Source organism: Clostridium moutaii (assembly GCF_041205085.1).
Taxonomy (GTDB): Bacteria; Bacillota; Clostridia; order Clostridiales; family Clostridiaceae; genus Clostridium_B; species Clostridium_B moutaii.
The window spans coordinates 170,383-187,545 of the sequence record NZ_JBGEWD010000006.1 but is presented as its reverse complement, the minus strand read 5'-3'; the positions used below and the strand labels follow the sequence as shown (position 1 = coordinate 187,545).

The 17,163-nt window shown below is 33.2% G+C and carries 15 protein-coding genes and 3 riboswitches; all 15 genes read left to right on the top strand.

Going from position 1 to position 17,163, the window contains the following annotated elements:
- The first annotated feature begins 95 nt into the window (after positions 1-95).
- The 15 genes from AB8U03_RS08385 to AB8U03_RS08315 all read left to right on the top strand — a co-directional run bounded on the left by AB8U03_RS08385 (position 96) and on the right by AB8U03_RS08315 (position 17,160).
- On the top strand, positions 96-1,316 hold the full coding sequence (locus AB8U03_RS08385) for an exonuclease SbcCD subunit D (protein WP_369704095.1): 1,221 nt from the start codon (positions 96-98) through the stop codon (positions 1,314-1,316).
- Positions 1,303-4,797 carry an AAA family ATPase gene (locus AB8U03_RS08380; RefSeq protein WP_369704094.1) on the top strand — a complete coding sequence of 1,165 codons (3,495 nt, stop codon included), beginning with the start codon at positions 1,303-1,305 and terminating at the stop codon, positions 4,795-4,797. The genes AB8U03_RS08385 and AB8U03_RS08380 overlap by 14 nt, the downstream gene beginning before the upstream one ends.
- Before the next feature lie 84 nt (positions 4,798-4,881).
- Positions 4,882-5,811, top strand: coding sequence for a ketopantoate reductase family protein (locus AB8U03_RS08375; RefSeq protein WP_369704093.1), 930 nt, complete (start codon positions 4,882-4,884; stop codon positions 5,809-5,811).
- Positions 5,812-5,839: 28 nt separating this feature from the next.
- Positions 5,840-6,712: a cation diffusion facilitator family transporter gene (locus AB8U03_RS08370; RefSeq protein ID WP_369704092.1), complete on the top strand. Its 873-nt coding sequence runs from the start codon at positions 5,840-5,842 to the stop codon at positions 6,710-6,712.
- Positions 6,713-6,791: 79 nt separating this feature from the next.
- Positions 6,792-7,271 carry an S-ribosylhomocysteine lyase gene (locus tag AB8U03_RS08365; RefSeq protein ID WP_369704091.1) on the top strand — a complete coding sequence of 160 codons (480 nt, stop codon included), beginning with the start codon at positions 6,792-6,794 and terminating at the stop codon, positions 7,269-7,271.
- Positions 7,272-7,478: 207 nt separating this feature from the next.
- Positions 7,479-8,186, top strand: a complete 708-nt coding sequence (locus AB8U03_RS08360; RefSeq protein WP_369704090.1) for a CoA transferase subunit A — start codon at positions 7,479-7,481, stop codon at positions 8,184-8,186.
- Positions 8,187-8,228: 42 nt separating this feature from the next.
- Complete coding sequence (locus AB8U03_RS08355) at positions 8,229-8,894, top strand: 3-oxoacid CoA-transferase subunit B (RefSeq protein WP_369704089.1); 666 nt, start codon at positions 8,229-8,231, stop codon at positions 8,892-8,894.
- 33 nt (positions 8,895-8,927) lie between these two features.
- Entirely contained in the window at positions 8,928-9,305 is a 378-nt protein-coding gene (locus tag AB8U03_RS08350) for a carbonic anhydrase (protein ID WP_369704088.1), read from the top strand.
- 414 nt (positions 9,306-9,719) lie between these two features.
- Complete coding sequence (locus AB8U03_RS08345) at positions 9,720-10,634, top strand: PLP-dependent cysteine synthase family protein (RefSeq protein ID WP_369704087.1); 915 nt, start codon at positions 9,720-9,722, stop codon at positions 10,632-10,634.
- 125 nt (positions 10,635-10,759) lie between these two features.
- A riboswitch (SAM riboswitch) is annotated at positions 10,760-10,869 on the top strand.
- 80 nt (positions 10,870-10,949) lie between these two features.
- Positions 10,950-11,058, top strand: a riboswitch (SAM riboswitch).
- Positions 11,059-11,129: 71 nt separating this feature from the next.
- Complete coding sequence (locus AB8U03_RS08340; RefSeq protein ID WP_369704086.1) at positions 11,130-11,282, top strand: hypothetical protein; 153 nt, start codon at positions 11,130-11,132, stop codon at positions 11,280-11,282.
- Between the two features lie 94 nt (positions 11,283-11,376).
- Positions 11,377-12,573 carry a methionine adenosyltransferase gene (gene metK, locus AB8U03_RS08335; protein WP_369704085.1) on the top strand — a complete coding sequence of 399 codons (1,197 nt, stop codon included), beginning with the start codon at positions 11,377-11,379 and terminating at the stop codon, positions 12,571-12,573.
- Between the two features lie 118 nt (positions 12,574-12,691).
- The gene (gene nifB, locus AB8U03_RS08330) at positions 12,692-13,948 is read left to right on the top strand and encodes a nitrogenase cofactor biosynthesis protein NifB (RefSeq protein ID WP_369704084.1); all 1,257 of its coding nucleotides are present in this window, start codon (positions 12,692-12,694) and stop codon (positions 13,946-13,948) included.
- Positions 13,949-14,036: 88 nt separating this feature from the next.
- A riboswitch (SAM riboswitch) is annotated at positions 14,037-14,138 on the top strand.
- A gap of 200 nt (positions 14,139-14,338) precedes the next feature.
- Positions 14,339-15,163: an ABC transporter permease gene (locus AB8U03_RS08325; protein WP_369704083.1), complete on the top strand. Its 825-nt coding sequence runs from the start codon at positions 14,339-14,341 to the stop codon at positions 15,161-15,163.
- 30 nt (positions 15,164-15,193) lie between these two features.
- Positions 15,194-16,261 (top strand): ABC transporter substrate-binding protein, encoded by a 1,068-nt coding sequence (locus AB8U03_RS08320; RefSeq protein WP_369704082.1) that lies wholly within the window; start codon positions 15,194-15,196, stop codon positions 16,259-16,261.
- A gap of 38 nt (positions 16,262-16,299) precedes the next feature.
- Entirely contained in the window at positions 16,300-17,160 is an 861-nt protein-coding gene (locus AB8U03_RS08315) for an ABC transporter ATP-binding protein (RefSeq protein ID WP_369704081.1), read from the top strand.
- The last annotated feature ends 3 nt before the right edge of the window (positions 17,161-17,163 follow it).

Here is a 17,163-nt window from a genome sequence, read left to right as displayed (position 1 = left end):
TTGAAGCAACCGCTTTAAATATCAGGGCTATCTGTTCATTATGTTATAATTATCAATATATAAATATTATATTATTTGATTTGGAGGAGAAATCAATGAGGATTTTACATACTTCCGATTGGCATCTGGGTAAAAATTTAGAGGGATACAGCCGTATGGATGAACAAGAGGCCTTTCTTGAAGATTTTATAAAAATAGTTCAAAATAACCATATAGACTTGATAATTATTGCAGGAGATATTTATGATAATGCTAATCCGCCGGCCAGGGCTGAAAAATTTTTTTATGATACGTTAAAAAAATTGTCTTCAAATGGAGAAAGAATAACTTTAGTTATAGCAGGGAATCATGATAATCCGGATAGACTGGTGGCAGCAGGGCCTCTGGCAAGGGATCATGGAATTATAATGGTAGGTACACCAAAATCAATAATACCTTGTGGCAATTATGGTAAACATAAGGTTATTAATTCCGGTGAGGGTTTCATTGAGGTTGAAATAAATGGAGAAAAAGCTGTTATTATTACAGTGCCATATCCTAGTGAAAAAAGGTTGAATGAAGTTTTATATGATGAAATGGAGGAGGAAAGAGACAAGGTAAAATCATACAGTGACAGAATTAAAATATTATTTGATAATTTGAGTAAAAATTATAGGGAGGATACTATAAATATTGCGGTTTCTCATCTATTTGCAATGGGAAGTGATGAGGCGGGTTCCGAAAGGAATGTTCAGTTGGGAGGAAGCTTTATTGTAGATGGAAGCTGTTTTCCTGAAAATGCCCAGTACATTGCATTGGGACATATTCATAAACCTCAAATAGTGCCTGGGACTGACGGAAGGGCAAGATATTCAGGTTCACCTATTCAATATAATAAAAAAGAAATTAATTTTAAGAAAAAATGTTTTATTGTAGATGTGAAAGCGGGAGAGGGTTGCAGAGTTGAAGAAGTTGAATTTAAAGTATATAAGCCTATAGAAGTTTGGAAATGCAAAAGTATTGAAGAGGCCATGGAAAAGTGTGATGAAAATAAAGGAAAAAATTGCTGGGTTTATATAGAGGTAACTTCTGATAGATATATAAGAGAAGATGAAATAAAATTCATGAAAACTACAAAAAAAGATATACTGGAGATTGTTCCAAAAATAAAAAACAAGAGCAATGAAAATATAGATGTAAATAGTTTTTCACATAAATCTTTTGAAGAGATTTTCAGGGAATTTTACTTAAAAGAAAGAAAGGTTGAACCTCAGTCAGAGGTAATAGATTTGTTACTATCTATTATTAAGGAGGGAGAAAGCAATGAAACCAATTAACCTTAAAATAAAAGGATTAAATAGTTTTGTGGAAACTCAGGAAATTGATTTTAAAAAATTGACCAGCAGAGGTATATTTGGTATATTTGGGCCTACTGGCAGCGGAAAATCTACTGTACTTGATGGAATTACTTTAGCCTTATATGGTGAAGTAGCAAGAAAAAGCTCTAATTTTATGAACGTAAATTGTAATAGCCTCAATGTAAGCTATGAATTTGAAATATCTGAAAAGAAAATAAAAACCTATAGAGTAGAGAGAGAATTTAGGAGAGAAAATAAAACTGGAAAAGTGAGAAGTAAATCAGCCAGAATAATGGATGTTACTGGTAAATCAGAAGAAGTATTGGAAGAAGGAGCTAAGAATGTAACCGAAAAGTGTGAAGAAATATTGGGCCTTAAGCTGGAGGATTTTACTAGAACTGTGGTACTTCCCCAGGGGAGATTTAGTGAATTTTTAAAATTAGAGGGAAAAGACAGAAGAAATATGCTTGAGAGATTGTTCAGTCTTCAAAGATATGGAGATGATCTATCATTTAAATTGAGTGCAAAAAGTAAAGAAGAAAGGGAAAAGGCCAGTGTGCTGCAGGGCCAACTAAAGGGTTATGAAGGCATTGGGGGAGAAACTTTGGAAGAAAAGTCTAAAGAACTGAAAGGGATAGAAAAACAATATGGCAGATGCAAAATAGAATATAATGTCATGGAACAAAAATTTAATGATGGAAAAGAATTATGGAAACTTCAATTGGAATTAGATGAAAAAGTCAATGAACGCAAGCTATTAAGAGAAAAAGAAGGTCAAGTAAATGAATGTGAAAAAAAGGTTAGGTTGGCTGAAGGAGCATTAAAGGTCAAACCCTATATGGATAACTTTGAAAATACACTTAATCAAATGAAGACTATAAAAAAGGAACTGCTAAATCTAAATAATAAAATAGATGTTATAAGAGAAAATAAAAATAAAATAGAGATAATATTAAATGAAATCAGGGGCAAAAAAGATAAAGAGCTGCCAGAATTAAGGGTAAAACAACAAAAAATTGCCGATGCTGTTGAAGAAGGAATAATATTGAACCAATTACAGCAGAAAAAAAAGTTGTTGAAGAAAGATATTGAATATTTGAAGAAAAATTTACAAAATAAAAATGATGAAATGATAAACAATAAAAATTATATTGAAGAGCTATTGAGTAATGTCAGAAAAAAAGAAGAGACAATGGAAATTTTGAAAATCCCTGAAGAGTATAAAAGAAAAATAAATAAGGGAATGATTATCTTAATTAATTATGAAAATATCACAGACAAAAAAAATGACCTGTGTAAAGATATAGAAAATTGCCGGATGAATATGAAAGAGGCACGTAATGAAGGCGAAATATTATTAGAAAATATTAAAGAAAAGGAAAAGTTATTAGAGGATAATACGAGAAAATTGAATAAACTGCTGGAAATGTGCCCCGGAGATGAAAATACTCTACTTGTTTTTCAGGCTAAATTATCTTCTGCAAAAAGTAAATGGGATAGATATGGGGATTATAAAAATTCCGCAGATAAAAGCAAAAATATTGTTCAAAATTTAAAAAAAGAATTGAAGAATAAGTTTGGTATAAAATCCGATTTGGAACGTGAAATTAAAGAAATAAATGAAAAGGTGGAGAAATTTAAAAAGGATGATTTGGCAAATATTCTAAGAAATACCCTGTCGGAGGGTGATTCATGTCCTGTGTGTGGTTCTGCATATCATCATGTGGAAAGCTTCAATATAATTGACACCAGTAGTTTAGAAAAACTAAAAATTGATTTAAGTCAAAAAGAAAATAAAAGCAGGGAATTAACTGAAGAAATAATAAAGATGGAGACAAATATTTTATCTGAAGAAGAAAATATAAAAGAAAATCAGAAAAGTATTAAAGAATTAGGAGAGGAATTTAAAGGGACTTCAATAAATATTCTCCAGAATGAATTTTATAAGTTAAAATGTAATGTAACCGAATTTAACAACAAAAAAAGCATTCTGGAGGAAAAAATTAAAATTTTAAAAGATGGAAAAACTTCTATGGACATTGATTACAGCAGAGAAATTACTATACAAGATCAAAATAGAGTTCAATTGACAAGATTACAACGAGATTTAAATACAGAGGAAGAAAAACTAAAAATAATGGAAGACCAATTGTCAGCATTAAAAGTTGAATTATCAGTGGAGGATTTTAAGATCAAGTCAAATGAAATAAGTGAAAAAGAAAAAGAAAGAGTTAAGCTGGAAAGTGAAATAAGGAAATTTAGAAATGATTTAGATATAAAACGGAATGAAAAAGAAGAACTTAATAGCAGGATAACAGATTTAAAAGAAAAGTTAAGTGAAAAACAGGCAAAGTTTCAGGAAACAGACAAAAATATATGTGAAAAAGAAAATAGCATAAAAAATAAAGTAGGACAGACAATGGATTTAGAAGATCTTAATAAAGAGCTAGCTGAGTCCATAGAAAGGATAGAAAGTGAATATGCAATAGCAGAAAAAAATAATAAAGAAATAGAGAAGGATTATGATATATATAATAATAAGATAATAGCTGCCCAGAGCAGTTTAGTCAATTTAAATGAAAGAAATTTAAGAGAGGGAAAAAGTCTGGAAAAAGCCCTGAAGGAACAATTATTTAAAGACATAAGTGAAGTTAAAAAGTTTTTTATGAATAGGCTTGAGATGAATAGATTAAAGGAAAAAATACAGGAGTATAAGGATTCCCTTATTAAATTAAATGGCACCATAGAAAACCTCTATAAAAATACAGAAGGTAAAACTTTAACAGAAGGTCAGTGGATCCAAATGCAGCATGATAAAAATGAAAAGAATAATGAGTTAAAGAAATTATATGAAGGCAAAATAAAATTAAATCAAGAAGTAAATTCTATAAATATGAAGTTATCAGAGTTAAAGGTTCTTTTAGAAAAAAAGGAAAAAATGGAACATAAATTAGGGCTTTTAGATGATCTGGAAAAATTATTTAAAGGTAAAAAATTTGTGGAGTTTGTGGCTGGAAATCAATTGAAATATATATCTCTGGAAGCAGATAAAAAACTGAGGGAAATTACCTGTGAAAATTATGGATTAGAAGTTGATGCGGATGGAAGATTTTTTATTAGAGATTATAAAAATGGTGGTAAAGAAAGGGACGCTTCCACATTGTCAGGAGGTGAAACTTTTGTAACATCTTTAGCTTTGGCATTGGCTTTATCTGCTCAAATACAGTTAAAGGGTACAGCACCTTTGGAACTGTTTTTCTTAGATGAAGGTTTTGGTACTCTAGATGATAATTTACTTGAAATAGTTATGGATTCCCTGGAAAAAATTCATAATGACAAATTATCAATAGGGATAATAAGCCATTTGGAAGTTATCAAAGAAAGAATGCCTGTAAAACTTGTAGTATCTCCGGCTGAGGCTGGAATGGGAGGAAGCAAGGTGAAAATAGAAATAAATTAACTGAGGGGATATTGTTATTTATATATGATTTATTATATTATTGTAAATGTAATATAGTAAATATTGAATGGAGGGGAATGCATTATGAATAGTATAAAAAATATAACTGCCATAGGATTGGGGGCTATTGGCTGTGCATATAATAGTAAATTATATGATTTGAATCCAGCAGGATTAAAAGTCATAGCAGGTGGAGAAAGGGCTGAAAGATATAGAAAGAATGGATTTATAATAAATGGCAAAAGATATGACTTTACATATATAGATCCGGAGGAAAAAACCGAACCAGCAGATTTGGTTGTTGTTTCGGTAAAGGCAAATCAACTTTATCAAACTATTGAGGATATGAAAAATCAAGTAGGGGAAAATACAATTATAATATCTCTTATGAATGGAATTACCAGTGAGGAGATAATAGGTGAAAAATACGGAATGGATAAAATGCTTTATGCCCTATGCATTGCTATTGACGGGAACCGCAGAGAAAATATTGTTAATTTTTCCAGCTATGGGAATATAATTTTTGGTGAAAAAATAAATAAAACTTATTCGGAAAAAGTGCAAAGGGTAAAAGAGCTTTTTGATAGAGCGAAAATACCCTATAATATTCCAGAAAATATGATGCGTTCACTATGGTATAAATTTATGGTAAATGTAGGGATAAATCAAACTTCAGCAATACTCAGAGGGACATATGGAATATTTCAAACCGTGAAAGAGGCAAGGGAACTAATGGAATCAGCTATGTGGGAAGTTGTAAGATTATCTCAAAAAATTGGAATTGACCTGAATGAAGATGACATTAAAAATTGGAATAAAGTGTTGAAGACCATGCCCTATGACAGCAATACCTCAATGTGTCAGGATGTGGAATATGGCAGAAAGACTGAAGTAGACATATTTGCAGGAACTGTATGTGAGTTGGGAGAAAAATATGGAATAGATACTCCGGTAAATAAGACACTTTTAGATATAATAAAGGTAATAGAATCAAATAACGCTTTAAAAATATAGTTTTTATGGGTTCACAGGAGAAAATCAAATGGAAGAGGATTATAAGAATCTCAAGGTTGCAGAAAAAGGAGCTAGAGTAAGTGTTATAGCCTATATATTTCTATCAGTATTAAAACTTAGTATGGGATACTTTTTTCATTCCAAGGCACTTTTTGCAGATGGTATTAATAATTCCACGGACATAATTGCATCATCTGCCATTATTATAGGACTCAAAATATCCAGGAAGCCTGCTGATGAGGACCATGCCTACGGACATTTAAGAGCTCAGACTATAGCAACTCTGGTTGCTTCTTTAATAATGATAGCTGTTGGAGCCGATGTTTTTTATAATGCAATATGTTCTACCATATTTTTTAAAGCCAAGGCACCGGATATGATATCGGCAGTAGTTTCTATTTTTTGTACCATATTGATATATATAGTATACAGGTATAATAAAGGTATAGCAATTAGAATTAAAAGTTCATCTCTTATGGCTGCTGCAAAAGATAATCTTTCAGATGCATGGGTTAGTATTGGAACTGCCTGTGGAATTATAGCTTCACGATTTGGTTTGCCCTGGATAGATCCACTGGCAGCAGTAATAGTGGGAATCTTAATAATTAACACAGGCATAGGAATTTTTAAGGATTCCGCCCACAATTTAACTGATGGATTTGACAGCAAACAACTGGATATTATAGTGGGAAAAATAAAACAAGTTCCAGGAGTTAATAGTGTTAAAGATATAAAAGCAAGAGTACACGGTAATAATATTTTACTTGACATTGTCATAGGTGTAAGCTTTAAATTGACTGTATTGGAAAGTCATATGATTACAGAGAAAATAGAAAATATGTTAAATGAGGAATTTAAAATTAAATATGCAATTATACATGTAGAACCAGATTTGAAATAGAATATATTAAATATTTCCATTGTGATATAATTATTAATAGAATACTAAGATATAATTGAATTTATGGAGGTAATATTAAATGGAGAAGATTTCTAGCTTTACAGTGAATCATTTGAAATTAAAACCGGGTGTTTATGTTTCAAGGAAGGATAAATTTGGAGATGTGATTTTAACTACATTTGATATAAGAATGACAAGTCCTAATGATGAACCTGTTATGAATACTGCTGAAGTTCATACCGTTGAACACTTGGGTGCCACTTTTTTGAGAAACCATAGTGTCTATGGAGCTAAGACCGTATATTTTGGGCCTATGGGATGCAGGACAGGCTTTTATTTGATTTTGCAGGGCGATTATAAATCCAGGGATATTGTGGATTTGCTAGTGGAAATGTATAAGTTTATTTCAAATTTTGAAGGGGATATACCGGGTGCTGCAGCAAAAGATTGTGGAAATTATTTGGATATGAATCTTCCTATGGCAAAATATTGGGCCCATAAATTTCTCAGGGAGGTTTTGACAGGTATTTCGGATGAAAGATTGAATTATCCAAATTAATTTGGAATAATTAATAAAAGTCGCTTTAATCATATTTTATGATGAAAGTGACTTTTTAATCTTATATTAAGCTGAACGAAAATTCATTTTGAAAATAAGCAAGTATAAGATATTGACAAGCAGTAGTCGTTTACAATAAAATAATTAGTGTAATCATATTACACAAGTTTGATTTTGCGTTGTCTATTTTATAGGGGGAATATAAATATGCTGCAATTTTTAGATATGGAAGAAGCAATAAAAAAATATGTTAAAAATGGATCAACTATTATGATCGGGGGATTTCTCGGAAGCAATACACCATTAATGGCTGTTGATAAATTGGTAAAACTTAATATAAGGGATTTGACACTTATATGTTCAACAAATTCTTTTCCAGGAGGAGGATTTGATATAGGACTGTTGTTTGATCATGGGCTTGTAAAAAAGTTTATAGGTTCTCATATAGGAACTAACCCTACTGCTGTAAAACAATATGTGGATAATAAAATAGAAGTGGAGTATTGTCCTATGGGCAGCTTAATTGAGAAGATAAGATGTGCTGCTGCTGGATTAGGTGGAGTGCTGACACCTACAGGAGTGGGAACTTTGATGGAAAAAGGTAAAAAGAAGATAGAAGTGGATGGCAGGGAATACTTATTGGAAACTCCTTTAAAGGCAGATGTAGCTATAATAAAAGCTCAAAAGGCAGACAAAATGGGAAATCTTGTTTATAGTGGTGCGCCTACTGCCAGTCCACTAATGGCAGCAGCTGCAGATATTACTATTGTGGAAGTTGAAGAAATAGTTGAAGCCGGTGAAATTAAACCGGAGATGGTTCAAACGCCGGGAATTTTTAATGATGCAATATGTGTAGGATACAGTTATGAGCAATATCAGAGTAAGATGAGAAAAGTATGGAGTAGATTACAATAACCTACGTGTAATTGGATGACTTAAAAGTGGAGGGAATTTCAAATGAGTATAAAAAATAGGATAGCAAAAAGAGCTGCCAGAGAATTAAAGGATGGAATGGTAGTAAACCTTGGATTTGGTATTCCAACTTTAGCAGCAAACCATATTGACAAGGAAATAAATGTTATTTTACAGTCCGAAAACGGGGTATTGAACTTTGGAACAAATGTAAAAAAAAATGAAGACAATCCCTTTTTTTGTGGAGCTAGTGGAGGACCAATAACTGCATTGCCCGGTTGTTCTATTGTTAATTTGGATACGGCTTTTTTGATTTTAAGAGGTGGACATGTAGATATAACTATACTAGGTGCTTTAGAGGTGGATTCGGAGGGAAGTATAGCCAATTGGGCAGTTCCATATGGAGATGATAAATATGTACCTGGAATGGGAGGAGCTATGGACATACTGGTAGGCACTAAAAAAGTGGTGGTCGCCATGATCCACAAAGCAAAAGATGGTTCTCCTAAGATAAAGAAAGAATGTTCCTTACCTATTTCAGCAGTCAGAGCAGTGGATTTAATTATTACTGATGAGGCCGTAATAAAGGTTACAGATGAAGGACTGCTTTTGGAAGAAATAGCACAGGGGATTACCATAGATGAAGTTATTAAAGATACTGAACCAGAACTTATAATATCAGAGAATTTAAAGGTCAGTGATATTTTATAATATATAAATTTGATATGCAGGAGGTGTATGTGATTGAGTAAAAATTTTTGTACATTATTGAACTGTATGGACGGAAGGACGCAATTACCTGCGATAAATTGGATAAGAAGCAATTTTGATGTTGAATATGTGGATATAATATCAGAACCAGGAATTGACAAAGTGATTAGTTTTCAAAATGAAGATTTTATGAATTCATTATATAAAAAGATGAATATATCTTTAAATTCACACGGCTCAAGTATGGTATTCATAGCAGGGCATTATGATTGTGCTGCAAATAAAGTGGATAAATTTCAACATGTGGATCAGATAAAAAGATCTGTAGATATAATAAGGAAACTATATAAAAATATTGTTGTTATAGGGCTGTGGATAAATGAAAATTTTCAGGTGGAAAAAGTATGTTGAAGTTATCTAAAATAATACTTGATTAAATTAGATTTATGTAGTATTATTAATTTATTAAAAATTGCAATGATAAGAAGAGTAAATTACAGGATGCTATTTAGAGAAAATTTCCATTGGGTGCAAGGAAATTTTAGCGGAGAGTAATTGAAGTGCATCTTGGAGCACTGAATTGAATTGAAGTAGATTTCAGCGGATACAACCGTTAAAATGTTGAGGTATGATTGTACCAATAAGAGTTTTATTTTATTTATCGTATTTTGTTTGTTATTTTTACGATTATATTATTAAACAGAGTGGAACCGCGGAAGTAACCTTCTGCCTCTGTAAAGAGGCAGAAGGTTTTTTATTTTTCAAAATTCCGGAATTTGAAAAATAATAAATAAATTTAAAAAGTATTAAATGGAGGAATCTTATATGAAAGTTTTTGATGATATTAAAGAAATGATAGGAGAAACACCTATATTAAAAATAAATAGATTTGATTTAAAAGATGGAGTCAATATATATGCCAAGCTTGAAAATTTTAATCCAGGAGGTAGTGTAAAGGATAGAATTGGCGATTATATGATAAAGCAGGCTGAAAAAAGGGGAAAATTAAAGCAGGGATATACAATAATAGAGGCTACAGCGGGAAATACTGGGCTTGGAATTGCACTAGGAGCATTAAATAGAGGATATAAGGTAATATTTGCAGTTCCAGAAAAGTTTTCAATAGAAAAACAGGTGCTTATGAGAGCACTTGGGGCAGAAATAGTTCATACTCCTGAGGAAAGTGGAATGAGAGGAGCTATAGAAAAATCCAAGGAACTTTTAAATGAAATACCCAATTCCATATCATTGGGGCAATTTGAAAATGAAGATAATCCCAAGGCCCATTATATTACAACAGGTCCTGAAATATATGAACAGCTGAAGGGTAAAATAGATTATTTTGTTGCCGGGGCCGGTAGCGGGGGAACTTTTACGGGTATAGCAAAATATTTAAAGGAAAAGAATAGTAATATAAAAGCTATACTGGCTGATCCGGATGGTTCTACTCTTGGTGGAGGCACTGAAGAACACGGCTATGCTATTGAAGGTATAGGAAATGATTTTTTGCCTGACACTATGGATTTAAACTTAGTGGATAAAGTTATAAAAGTGAATGATGATGAAGCTTTTTCCTCAGTTAGGGAACTTGCCAGAAGAGAGGGATTAATAGTAGGATCTTCTTCAGGAGCAGCTCTTTCTGCAGCATTAAAACTGGCTGAAACTATAGATAGAGGTAATATAGTTACTGTATTTCCAGACAGGGGAGACAGATATTTCAGCAAAAATTTATATGATTAAGAAGTGATTGCCGGATAATCCTGGCAATATTGAAATTATTATTTTAATATGTATTGACAAGAGAGTTAAAAAATTATATATTAAATATAATTAGTTTATAAAGTTCGTAAATTAAAATATAAAATTTCTTATCAAGAGAGGCGGAGGGACTGGCCCTATGATGCCCGGCAACCTGGTTATGTATTATATAACCAACGGTGCTAAATCCAACAGGTAAAAACCTGAAAGATGAGAAACAGAGGAAATGTAACTTCCTGCGGTTTCTCAGCAGGAAGTTTTTTATTTTGATTCCAAATTTAAAATTGAATATGATAGTTCTTATCAAGAGCGGTGGAGGGACTGGCCCTATGATACCCGGCAACCTGATTATGTATTACACAATCAATGGTGCTAATTCCAGCAGGTGAATCCTGAAAGATGAGAAACATAAAAATATAACTTCCTATGTTTTCTCAAGTAGGGAGTTTTTATATTAGTTTTTTATGGAGGTATGAAATGAGCAAAAATTTAGAACAACAGCCATTAAAAAAGGATTTGAAGAATCGTCATATACAGATGATTGCTATTGGCGGTGCTAAGGGTGGCTCTTTATGTTATACCAGTATGGGTACTGGCGCTTGTAATTTTATATCAGTTGTTTTGCAATAAAGAGGTAAAATTCTCTTAAAAAATTTTATTGCAAGTTTATATTTTAAACCTAAGTAGTATATAAAAAATATTTAAATAAATTGGAGTGATAAAAATGAGTAAATTATTTACATCGGAATCAGTAACAGAAGGACATCCTGATAAGATTTGCGACCAAATATCTGATGCAGTTCTGGATGCAGTTATTGAACAGGATAAATATGGAAGAGTAGCTTGCGAAACAGTTGTAAATACTGGATTAGTGCTTTTAGTTGGAGAGATATCAACTAAAGCTTATGTGGATATACCTAAAATAGTTAGAAAAACTATCAGCGATATAGGGTACAACAATTCTAGGTTTGGGTTTGATGCTAGCAACTGTGCTGTTATAACCTCTATAGATGAGCAATCTTCAGATATTGCCTTGGGGGTAAATGAATCTCTGGAGGCCAAGCGAGGGGAGAAAGATACTATTGAGGCAATTGGTGCGGGAGATCAGGGAATGGTGTTTGGATTTGCCACCAATGAGACTCCAGAGTATTTGCCACTTCCCATATCATTGGCTCATAAACTTTCAAGGAAGCTTGCTGAGGTAAGAAAAAATGGAATTATTCCTTATCTGGGACCGGATGGAAAAACTCAGGTTACGGTAGAATATGAAGCTGAAAAGCCTATAAGGGTGGATACAGTTTTGATATCATCCCAGCATGAAGAAGGGATAGGACATGAACAAATTGAAAAGGACATAATAGATGAGGTCATAAAAAAAGTGATACCTGAAAAATTTATAGATTTTAATACAAAATATATTGTGAATCCTACAGGAAGATTTGTAAAAGGAGGTCCAGAGGCTGATTCAGGACTTACAGGAAGAAAAATAATAGTTGATACCTATGGTGGATACGGAAGGCATGGGGGAGGAGCTTTTTCAGGAAAAGATCCTACGAAAGTTGACAGATCAGGAGCATATGCAGCAAGATGGATAGCAAAAAATTTAGTGGCCGCAGGTGTGGCAGACAAAATAGAAGTTGAAATTGCCTATGCAATAGGTGTGGCAAGACCGGTATCTATAAGTGTGGATACCTTTGGTACGGAGAAAATTATTGAAGAGAAAATAATAGAAATTATAAATAAGCTGTTTGATTTAAGACCAGCAGCTATCATAAGAGATTTGGATTTGAGAAGGCCTATATACAAGAAAACAGCGGCTTATGGACATTTTGGAAGAACCGATATAGATTTGCCCTGGGAGAAACTTGATAAGGTTGATGAAATAAAGGAAAAGTTGTTTGACACTGTTTTGTACTATTAAAATAAAAAATTCTATGTTTTTAAATATAGTTTACCAGAAATACTGGAGGCTAGATAAGTTGAAAATAAGCTTATCTAGCCTTTTTATTTAAAGTTATAAGAGAGAGGAGATAATAAATATGCCTGTTAATTTTGCAAAAAGTATTGAAGAGAGGACATTAGAACATCCATGTTATAATTGCGCCGCCCATAAATATGCCAGAATGCACATACCTGTAGCTCCGAAATGCAATGTCAGTTGCAATTTTTGTAATAGAAAATATGATTGTGTAAATGAATCAAGACCTGGTGTGACAAGTGGAATTCTAACCCCCGAGGAAGCCCGAGATAAATTTAAGGTAGTAAAAGATAGAGTAAAAAATTTGACGGTAGTGGGTATAGCGGGACCGGGGGATCCACTTGCAAATTTTGAAGAGACAAAAAAATCCATAGAATTAATAAAAAAAGAGTGTAGGGATATTACATTCTGTCTTTCTACCAATGGATTAATGCTCCCTGTCTATGCTGATGAAATAATAAAGCTGGGGATTACCCATGTTACTGTAACAATAAATGCCGTTGATCCTAAAATAAGCGGTAAGATCTATAAATTTGTCAATTATCAGGGAAAGACTTTTGTAGGGGAGGAAGCAGGGAAGATACTGCTGAATAATCAATTATCAGGACTAAAATATATTGCTGGAAAAGGTATTGTGACAAAGGTTAATATTGTGATGATAAAGGGAATTAATGATACCCATATCCCTGAAATAGTGAAAAAGGTTAAAGAATGTGGTGCCTATATGACCAATATAATGCCTCTCATACCTGTAAAGGGAAGTGTATTTGAAAACAGGGATACTGTAAATGAATCTGAATTGAAGGACATGAGAGAAAAATGCGAACCCCATTTAAAACAGATGTATCATTGCAGGCAGTGCAGGGCGGATGCCATAGGAAACCTGAATAAAGATGTATCAGCTCAGTTCAGGGATTACAGGAAGAATATAATTTCTCTTGAAAAGCCTGAGAAAATCCATATAGATGATAAGGAGAACAGGGACTATAGATTTGCCGTGGCCAGCAGCTCAGGAGATTATATAGATGAACATTTTGGACATGTATCCCAGCTGTATATATATGATGTACTAAAAGAGAATATTAAATTTCATGAGAAAAGAAATGTTGAGATATATTGTAAAGGTCCACAGGAATGTACTGGGCATGATGATAGAATATCCGGTATTATAAAATGTGTGGAGGATTGTGATGGAGTACTTGTATTGCGCATTGGCTTTGAACCTGTAATCAAGCTTCGTGAAAAAGGGATAAAGGTGTTTCAGATGTACAGCACCATAGAAGAGGGAATAGAAAAGGCAGTGGAATTGATGAAGTAGAAAAAAAATAAAAAAATTAATTTTATTTCTTGACAATATATATATTATTTGGTATAGTAAGTAACATAATCAAATAATTTGAATAAAATTCTTATCAAGAGAGACGGAGGGACTGGCCCTATGATGTCCGGCAACCTAAATTTATTTAACGGTGCCAATTCCAGCAGATTATATATCTGAAAGATGAGAGACAAAGATTACTTTCTTGTGTTCTATCTTTACAGGGAAGTTTTTTATTTTATATAGGTTTTTTCGCAGAATTACAAAAAGTTGACTAGAAACACTAGAGACTTATTTCTTGTAGAGATAAGTTTCTGGTGTTTTTTGTATTTTGCTTTCGGATATTTTATAAAAACTCAATATTCAGACAAAAAAGGAGAATGGTAATCAATGAATATAGAGAATAAAGGTTATGTGGAAAATAAAGTACATGAGAAGCATGCAGGCAAAGTATTAATTAGGACTTTCAGAAAAAGTATAGCTATTATTTTATTCTTGGTTTTCTGGCAGGTGGCACCTATACTTGGAATAGTCGACCATCAATTTATACCTACCTTTACGGAAACAGTAGGTACAATTGTGAGTCTTATAATAAAACATGAAATGTTTATTCATATTAGGGTCAGTCTTATGAGGGCTGCAGTGGGATTTTTACTTGCCGGAGTTGTGGCTGTACCTTTGGGATTTTTGCTTGCCGGAGGTTTTAAAAAGTTAGAAGAGTATTTAGATCCACTGCTTCAAATTTTGGCTCAGGTCAATCCTTTTTCGCTATTTCCTGTTTTTATTTTATTATTTGGAATTGGAGAAGTGGCTAAAATATCTATAATATTTTGGGTATCCATATGGCCTATATTGTTCAGTACCATAACTGGAGTAAAAACTATTGACCCGCTGCTTATTAAAGCAGCCCAGGCAATGGGTACATCTAAAATAAAACTGTTTTATAAGGTTGTTTTACCAGGTGCTGCACCGAGTATATTTTCAGGACTTAGGATGGGATCCGGGAATGCATTCTTAATGCTTATTGCAGCAGAGATGATAGGAGCAAGTGCAGGATTGGGGTGGATGGTATTGAACTCAGAAGTTAATTTCCAAATTAACAGGTTATTTGCTGCAGCACTTACAATTGCTGTTTTAGGAATACTTATAAACAAACTCATAGGTTTTGCAGAAAAAAAGGTTGTTGTATGGAAACAAGATTCTTTTGTATCTTGAAGATATTGAATATTTTAAGGGGGATTAAATGTGAAAAGTAAAAAATTAATTTCAACAGTGGTTTCAATGGCTTTGGCAGCATCAATTTTTTCCGGATGCGGAGGAAGTAAGCAAGCTTCAGCTGGAAAAAATGGAGAGCTTCAGGTTCTTAAAACCTGGAGCAGAAAAGATTGCACAGCTGCACCTATTATAGTAGCGGATAAATTGGGGTATTTTAAAGAACAGGGTTTAAAAATACAGTATACAGGTGATACTCAACCGGCGCAGCGTCTTCCATCAGTATTAAATGGGAATAATGATTTTGGGGATGCCCATCCTAATAATCTGGCCATTGCATCTGAAGGAGGGGCAAAAGTAAAAGGTGTAACAAGATCTATTGTTGAACCGCCAGATAGTGTAACCGATACCCACCTTCAACATATGTGGTGGATAAGCAATAAAAATGGACCTATAAAAACACTGGCAGATATCAACAAATATCCAGGAAAGGTTAAGGTGGGAACAAACTCTAGAAATTCTTGTGTAGATTTTTTATCAGATATATTATTTGCTAAAAACAATATATCTTTAGACAAAATTGAATGGGTTCAGATGCCGGATATAGAACAGGTTTTGTCATTAAAGAAAGAACTTATTCAAATTGCTGTAGTTCATCCTCCTTTTTATAAATCTATTGAAGACAGTGGTATAGGAAATATATTAACTACAAGCAGGCCTATAGCTGGTGAGAATGGAGGAACTTATCTCTATTATTTCTCAGATAAATTTATAAAACAGCATCCAGATGAAGTTGCAAAATTTGTAGTGGCGATTAAAAAAGCAGAAAGATATATCAACAAGAGTGTACCTGATGAAAAAGAACGTGCCAAGGTCAATAAGTGGGTGGCAGATGCCATAGGAGTACCTGTAAGCGCCAATCACTATTATGCAGATGACGGAGTTATAAAAGATAAGGATATACAGCAGTGGATAGATGGCAGTAAAACAAGCGGGGCACTTCCTGAAAATGCAAAGGTAAAGGTTAGCGATATAGTGACTCATCAATTTGACAAATATGGCAATTTGGGATCGCAGCCCAATTATATAGTCAAAGAATAATATGAATATGATAAAAATCTATGGGAGGGGAGTTTTAAATGAAAAAAGTAGTGGAAAAATCTAAACAGGAAAGTGTAAATATAAAGGATAGGCAATATAAAATTGTAATTGATAATGTAAGAAAATCTTATAATATAAAATCACAAAATCGCCAGAAAGATGAAGAGTTTTTAGCACTTGATAATTTTAGCCTAAAGGTAAAAAAAGGAGAATTTATTACAGTGGTAGGTCCAAGCGGCTGCGGAAAATCTACCTTTTTGGATATCCTGGCAGGATTGTCAAGACCTACGTCAGGAAAGGTTTATATAGATGGGAAGTTGATTACGGGACCTGCCCTGGACAGAGGAATTATCCTGCAGGGTTATGCACTGTTCCCATGGAGAACTGTAGAGAAAAATATTGAGTTCGGGCTTGAAATAAAAGGCATGACAAAAGATTTAAAACAGCAGATAAGTAAAAAATTTATAGACCTGGTAGGACTGAATGGATTTGAAAACAGATATCCCCATGAGCTTTCAGGAGGAATGAAGCAAAGAGTTGCAATTGCAAGGGCACTGGCCTATGATCCGGAAGTCTTGCTTATGGATGAGCCTTTTGCGGCAGTAGATGCCCAGACAAGAGAGTCTCTTCAGGAAGAATTGCTGAATATATGGGAGAAGACCAACAAAACTATTGTGTTCATTACCCATAGTATTGAAGAGGCGGTATTTTTAGCCGATAGGGTGGTAGTGATGTCAACTAACCCGGGTAGAATTAAGGAAATTATAAATATAAAACTTCCAAGACCTAGAATTAACGCTCAAATCAGAACTTCTCAGGAATTTAATTCCAATAGAAATAGAATATGGGAGCTACTTCATGGAGATACTGATAAAATTCAGGTAGAAGCTTCTGTATAATAA

What these genes read in the sequence shown, in the direction of transcription:
- metK (WP_369704085.1), top strand. Translation starts at nt 11,377, where the DNA reads ATGAGTAAATTATTTACATCGGAATCAGTAACAGAAGGACATCCTGAT.
- AB8U03_RS08315 (WP_369704081.1), top strand. Translation starts at nt 16,300, where the DNA reads ATGAAAAAAGTAGTGGAAAAATCTAAACAGGAAAGTGTAAATATAAAG.
- AB8U03_RS08325 (WP_369704083.1), top strand. Translation starts at nt 14,339, where the DNA reads ATGAATATAGAGAATAAAGGTTATGTGGAAAATAAAGTACATGAGAAG.
- AB8U03_RS08340 (WP_369704086.1), top strand. Translation starts at nt 11,130, where the DNA reads ATGAGCAAAAATTTAGAACAACAGCCATTAAAAAAGGATTTGAAGAAT.
- AB8U03_RS08360 (WP_369704090.1), top strand. Translation starts at nt 7,479, where the DNA reads ATGCTGCAATTTTTAGATATGGAAGAAGCAATAAAAAAATATGTTAAA.
- AB8U03_RS08385 (WP_369704095.1), top strand. Translation starts at nt 96, where the DNA reads ATGAGGATTTTACATACTTCCGATTGGCATCTGGGTAAAAATTTAGAG.
- AB8U03_RS08380 (WP_369704094.1), top strand. Translation starts at nt 1,303, where the DNA reads ATGAAACCAATTAACCTTAAAATAAAAGGATTAAATAGTTTTGTGGAA.
- AB8U03_RS08365 (WP_369704091.1), top strand. Translation starts at nt 6,792, where the DNA reads ATGGAGAAGATTTCTAGCTTTACAGTGAATCATTTGAAATTAAAACCG.
- AB8U03_RS08375 (WP_369704093.1), top strand. Translation starts at nt 4,882, where the DNA reads ATGAATAGTATAAAAAATATAACTGCCATAGGATTGGGGGCTATTGGC.
- AB8U03_RS08370 (WP_369704092.1), top strand. Translation starts at nt 5,840, where the DNA reads ATGGAAGAGGATTATAAGAATCTCAAGGTTGCAGAAAAAGGAGCTAGA.
- nifB (WP_369704084.1), top strand. Translation starts at nt 12,692, where the DNA reads ATGCCTGTTAATTTTGCAAAAAGTATTGAAGAGAGGACATTAGAACAT.
- AB8U03_RS08355 (WP_369704089.1), top strand. Translation starts at nt 8,229, where the DNA reads ATGAGTATAAAAAATAGGATAGCAAAAAGAGCTGCCAGAGAATTAAAG.
- AB8U03_RS08345 (WP_369704087.1), top strand. Translation starts at nt 9,720, where the DNA reads ATGAAAGTTTTTGATGATATTAAAGAAATGATAGGAGAAACACCTATA.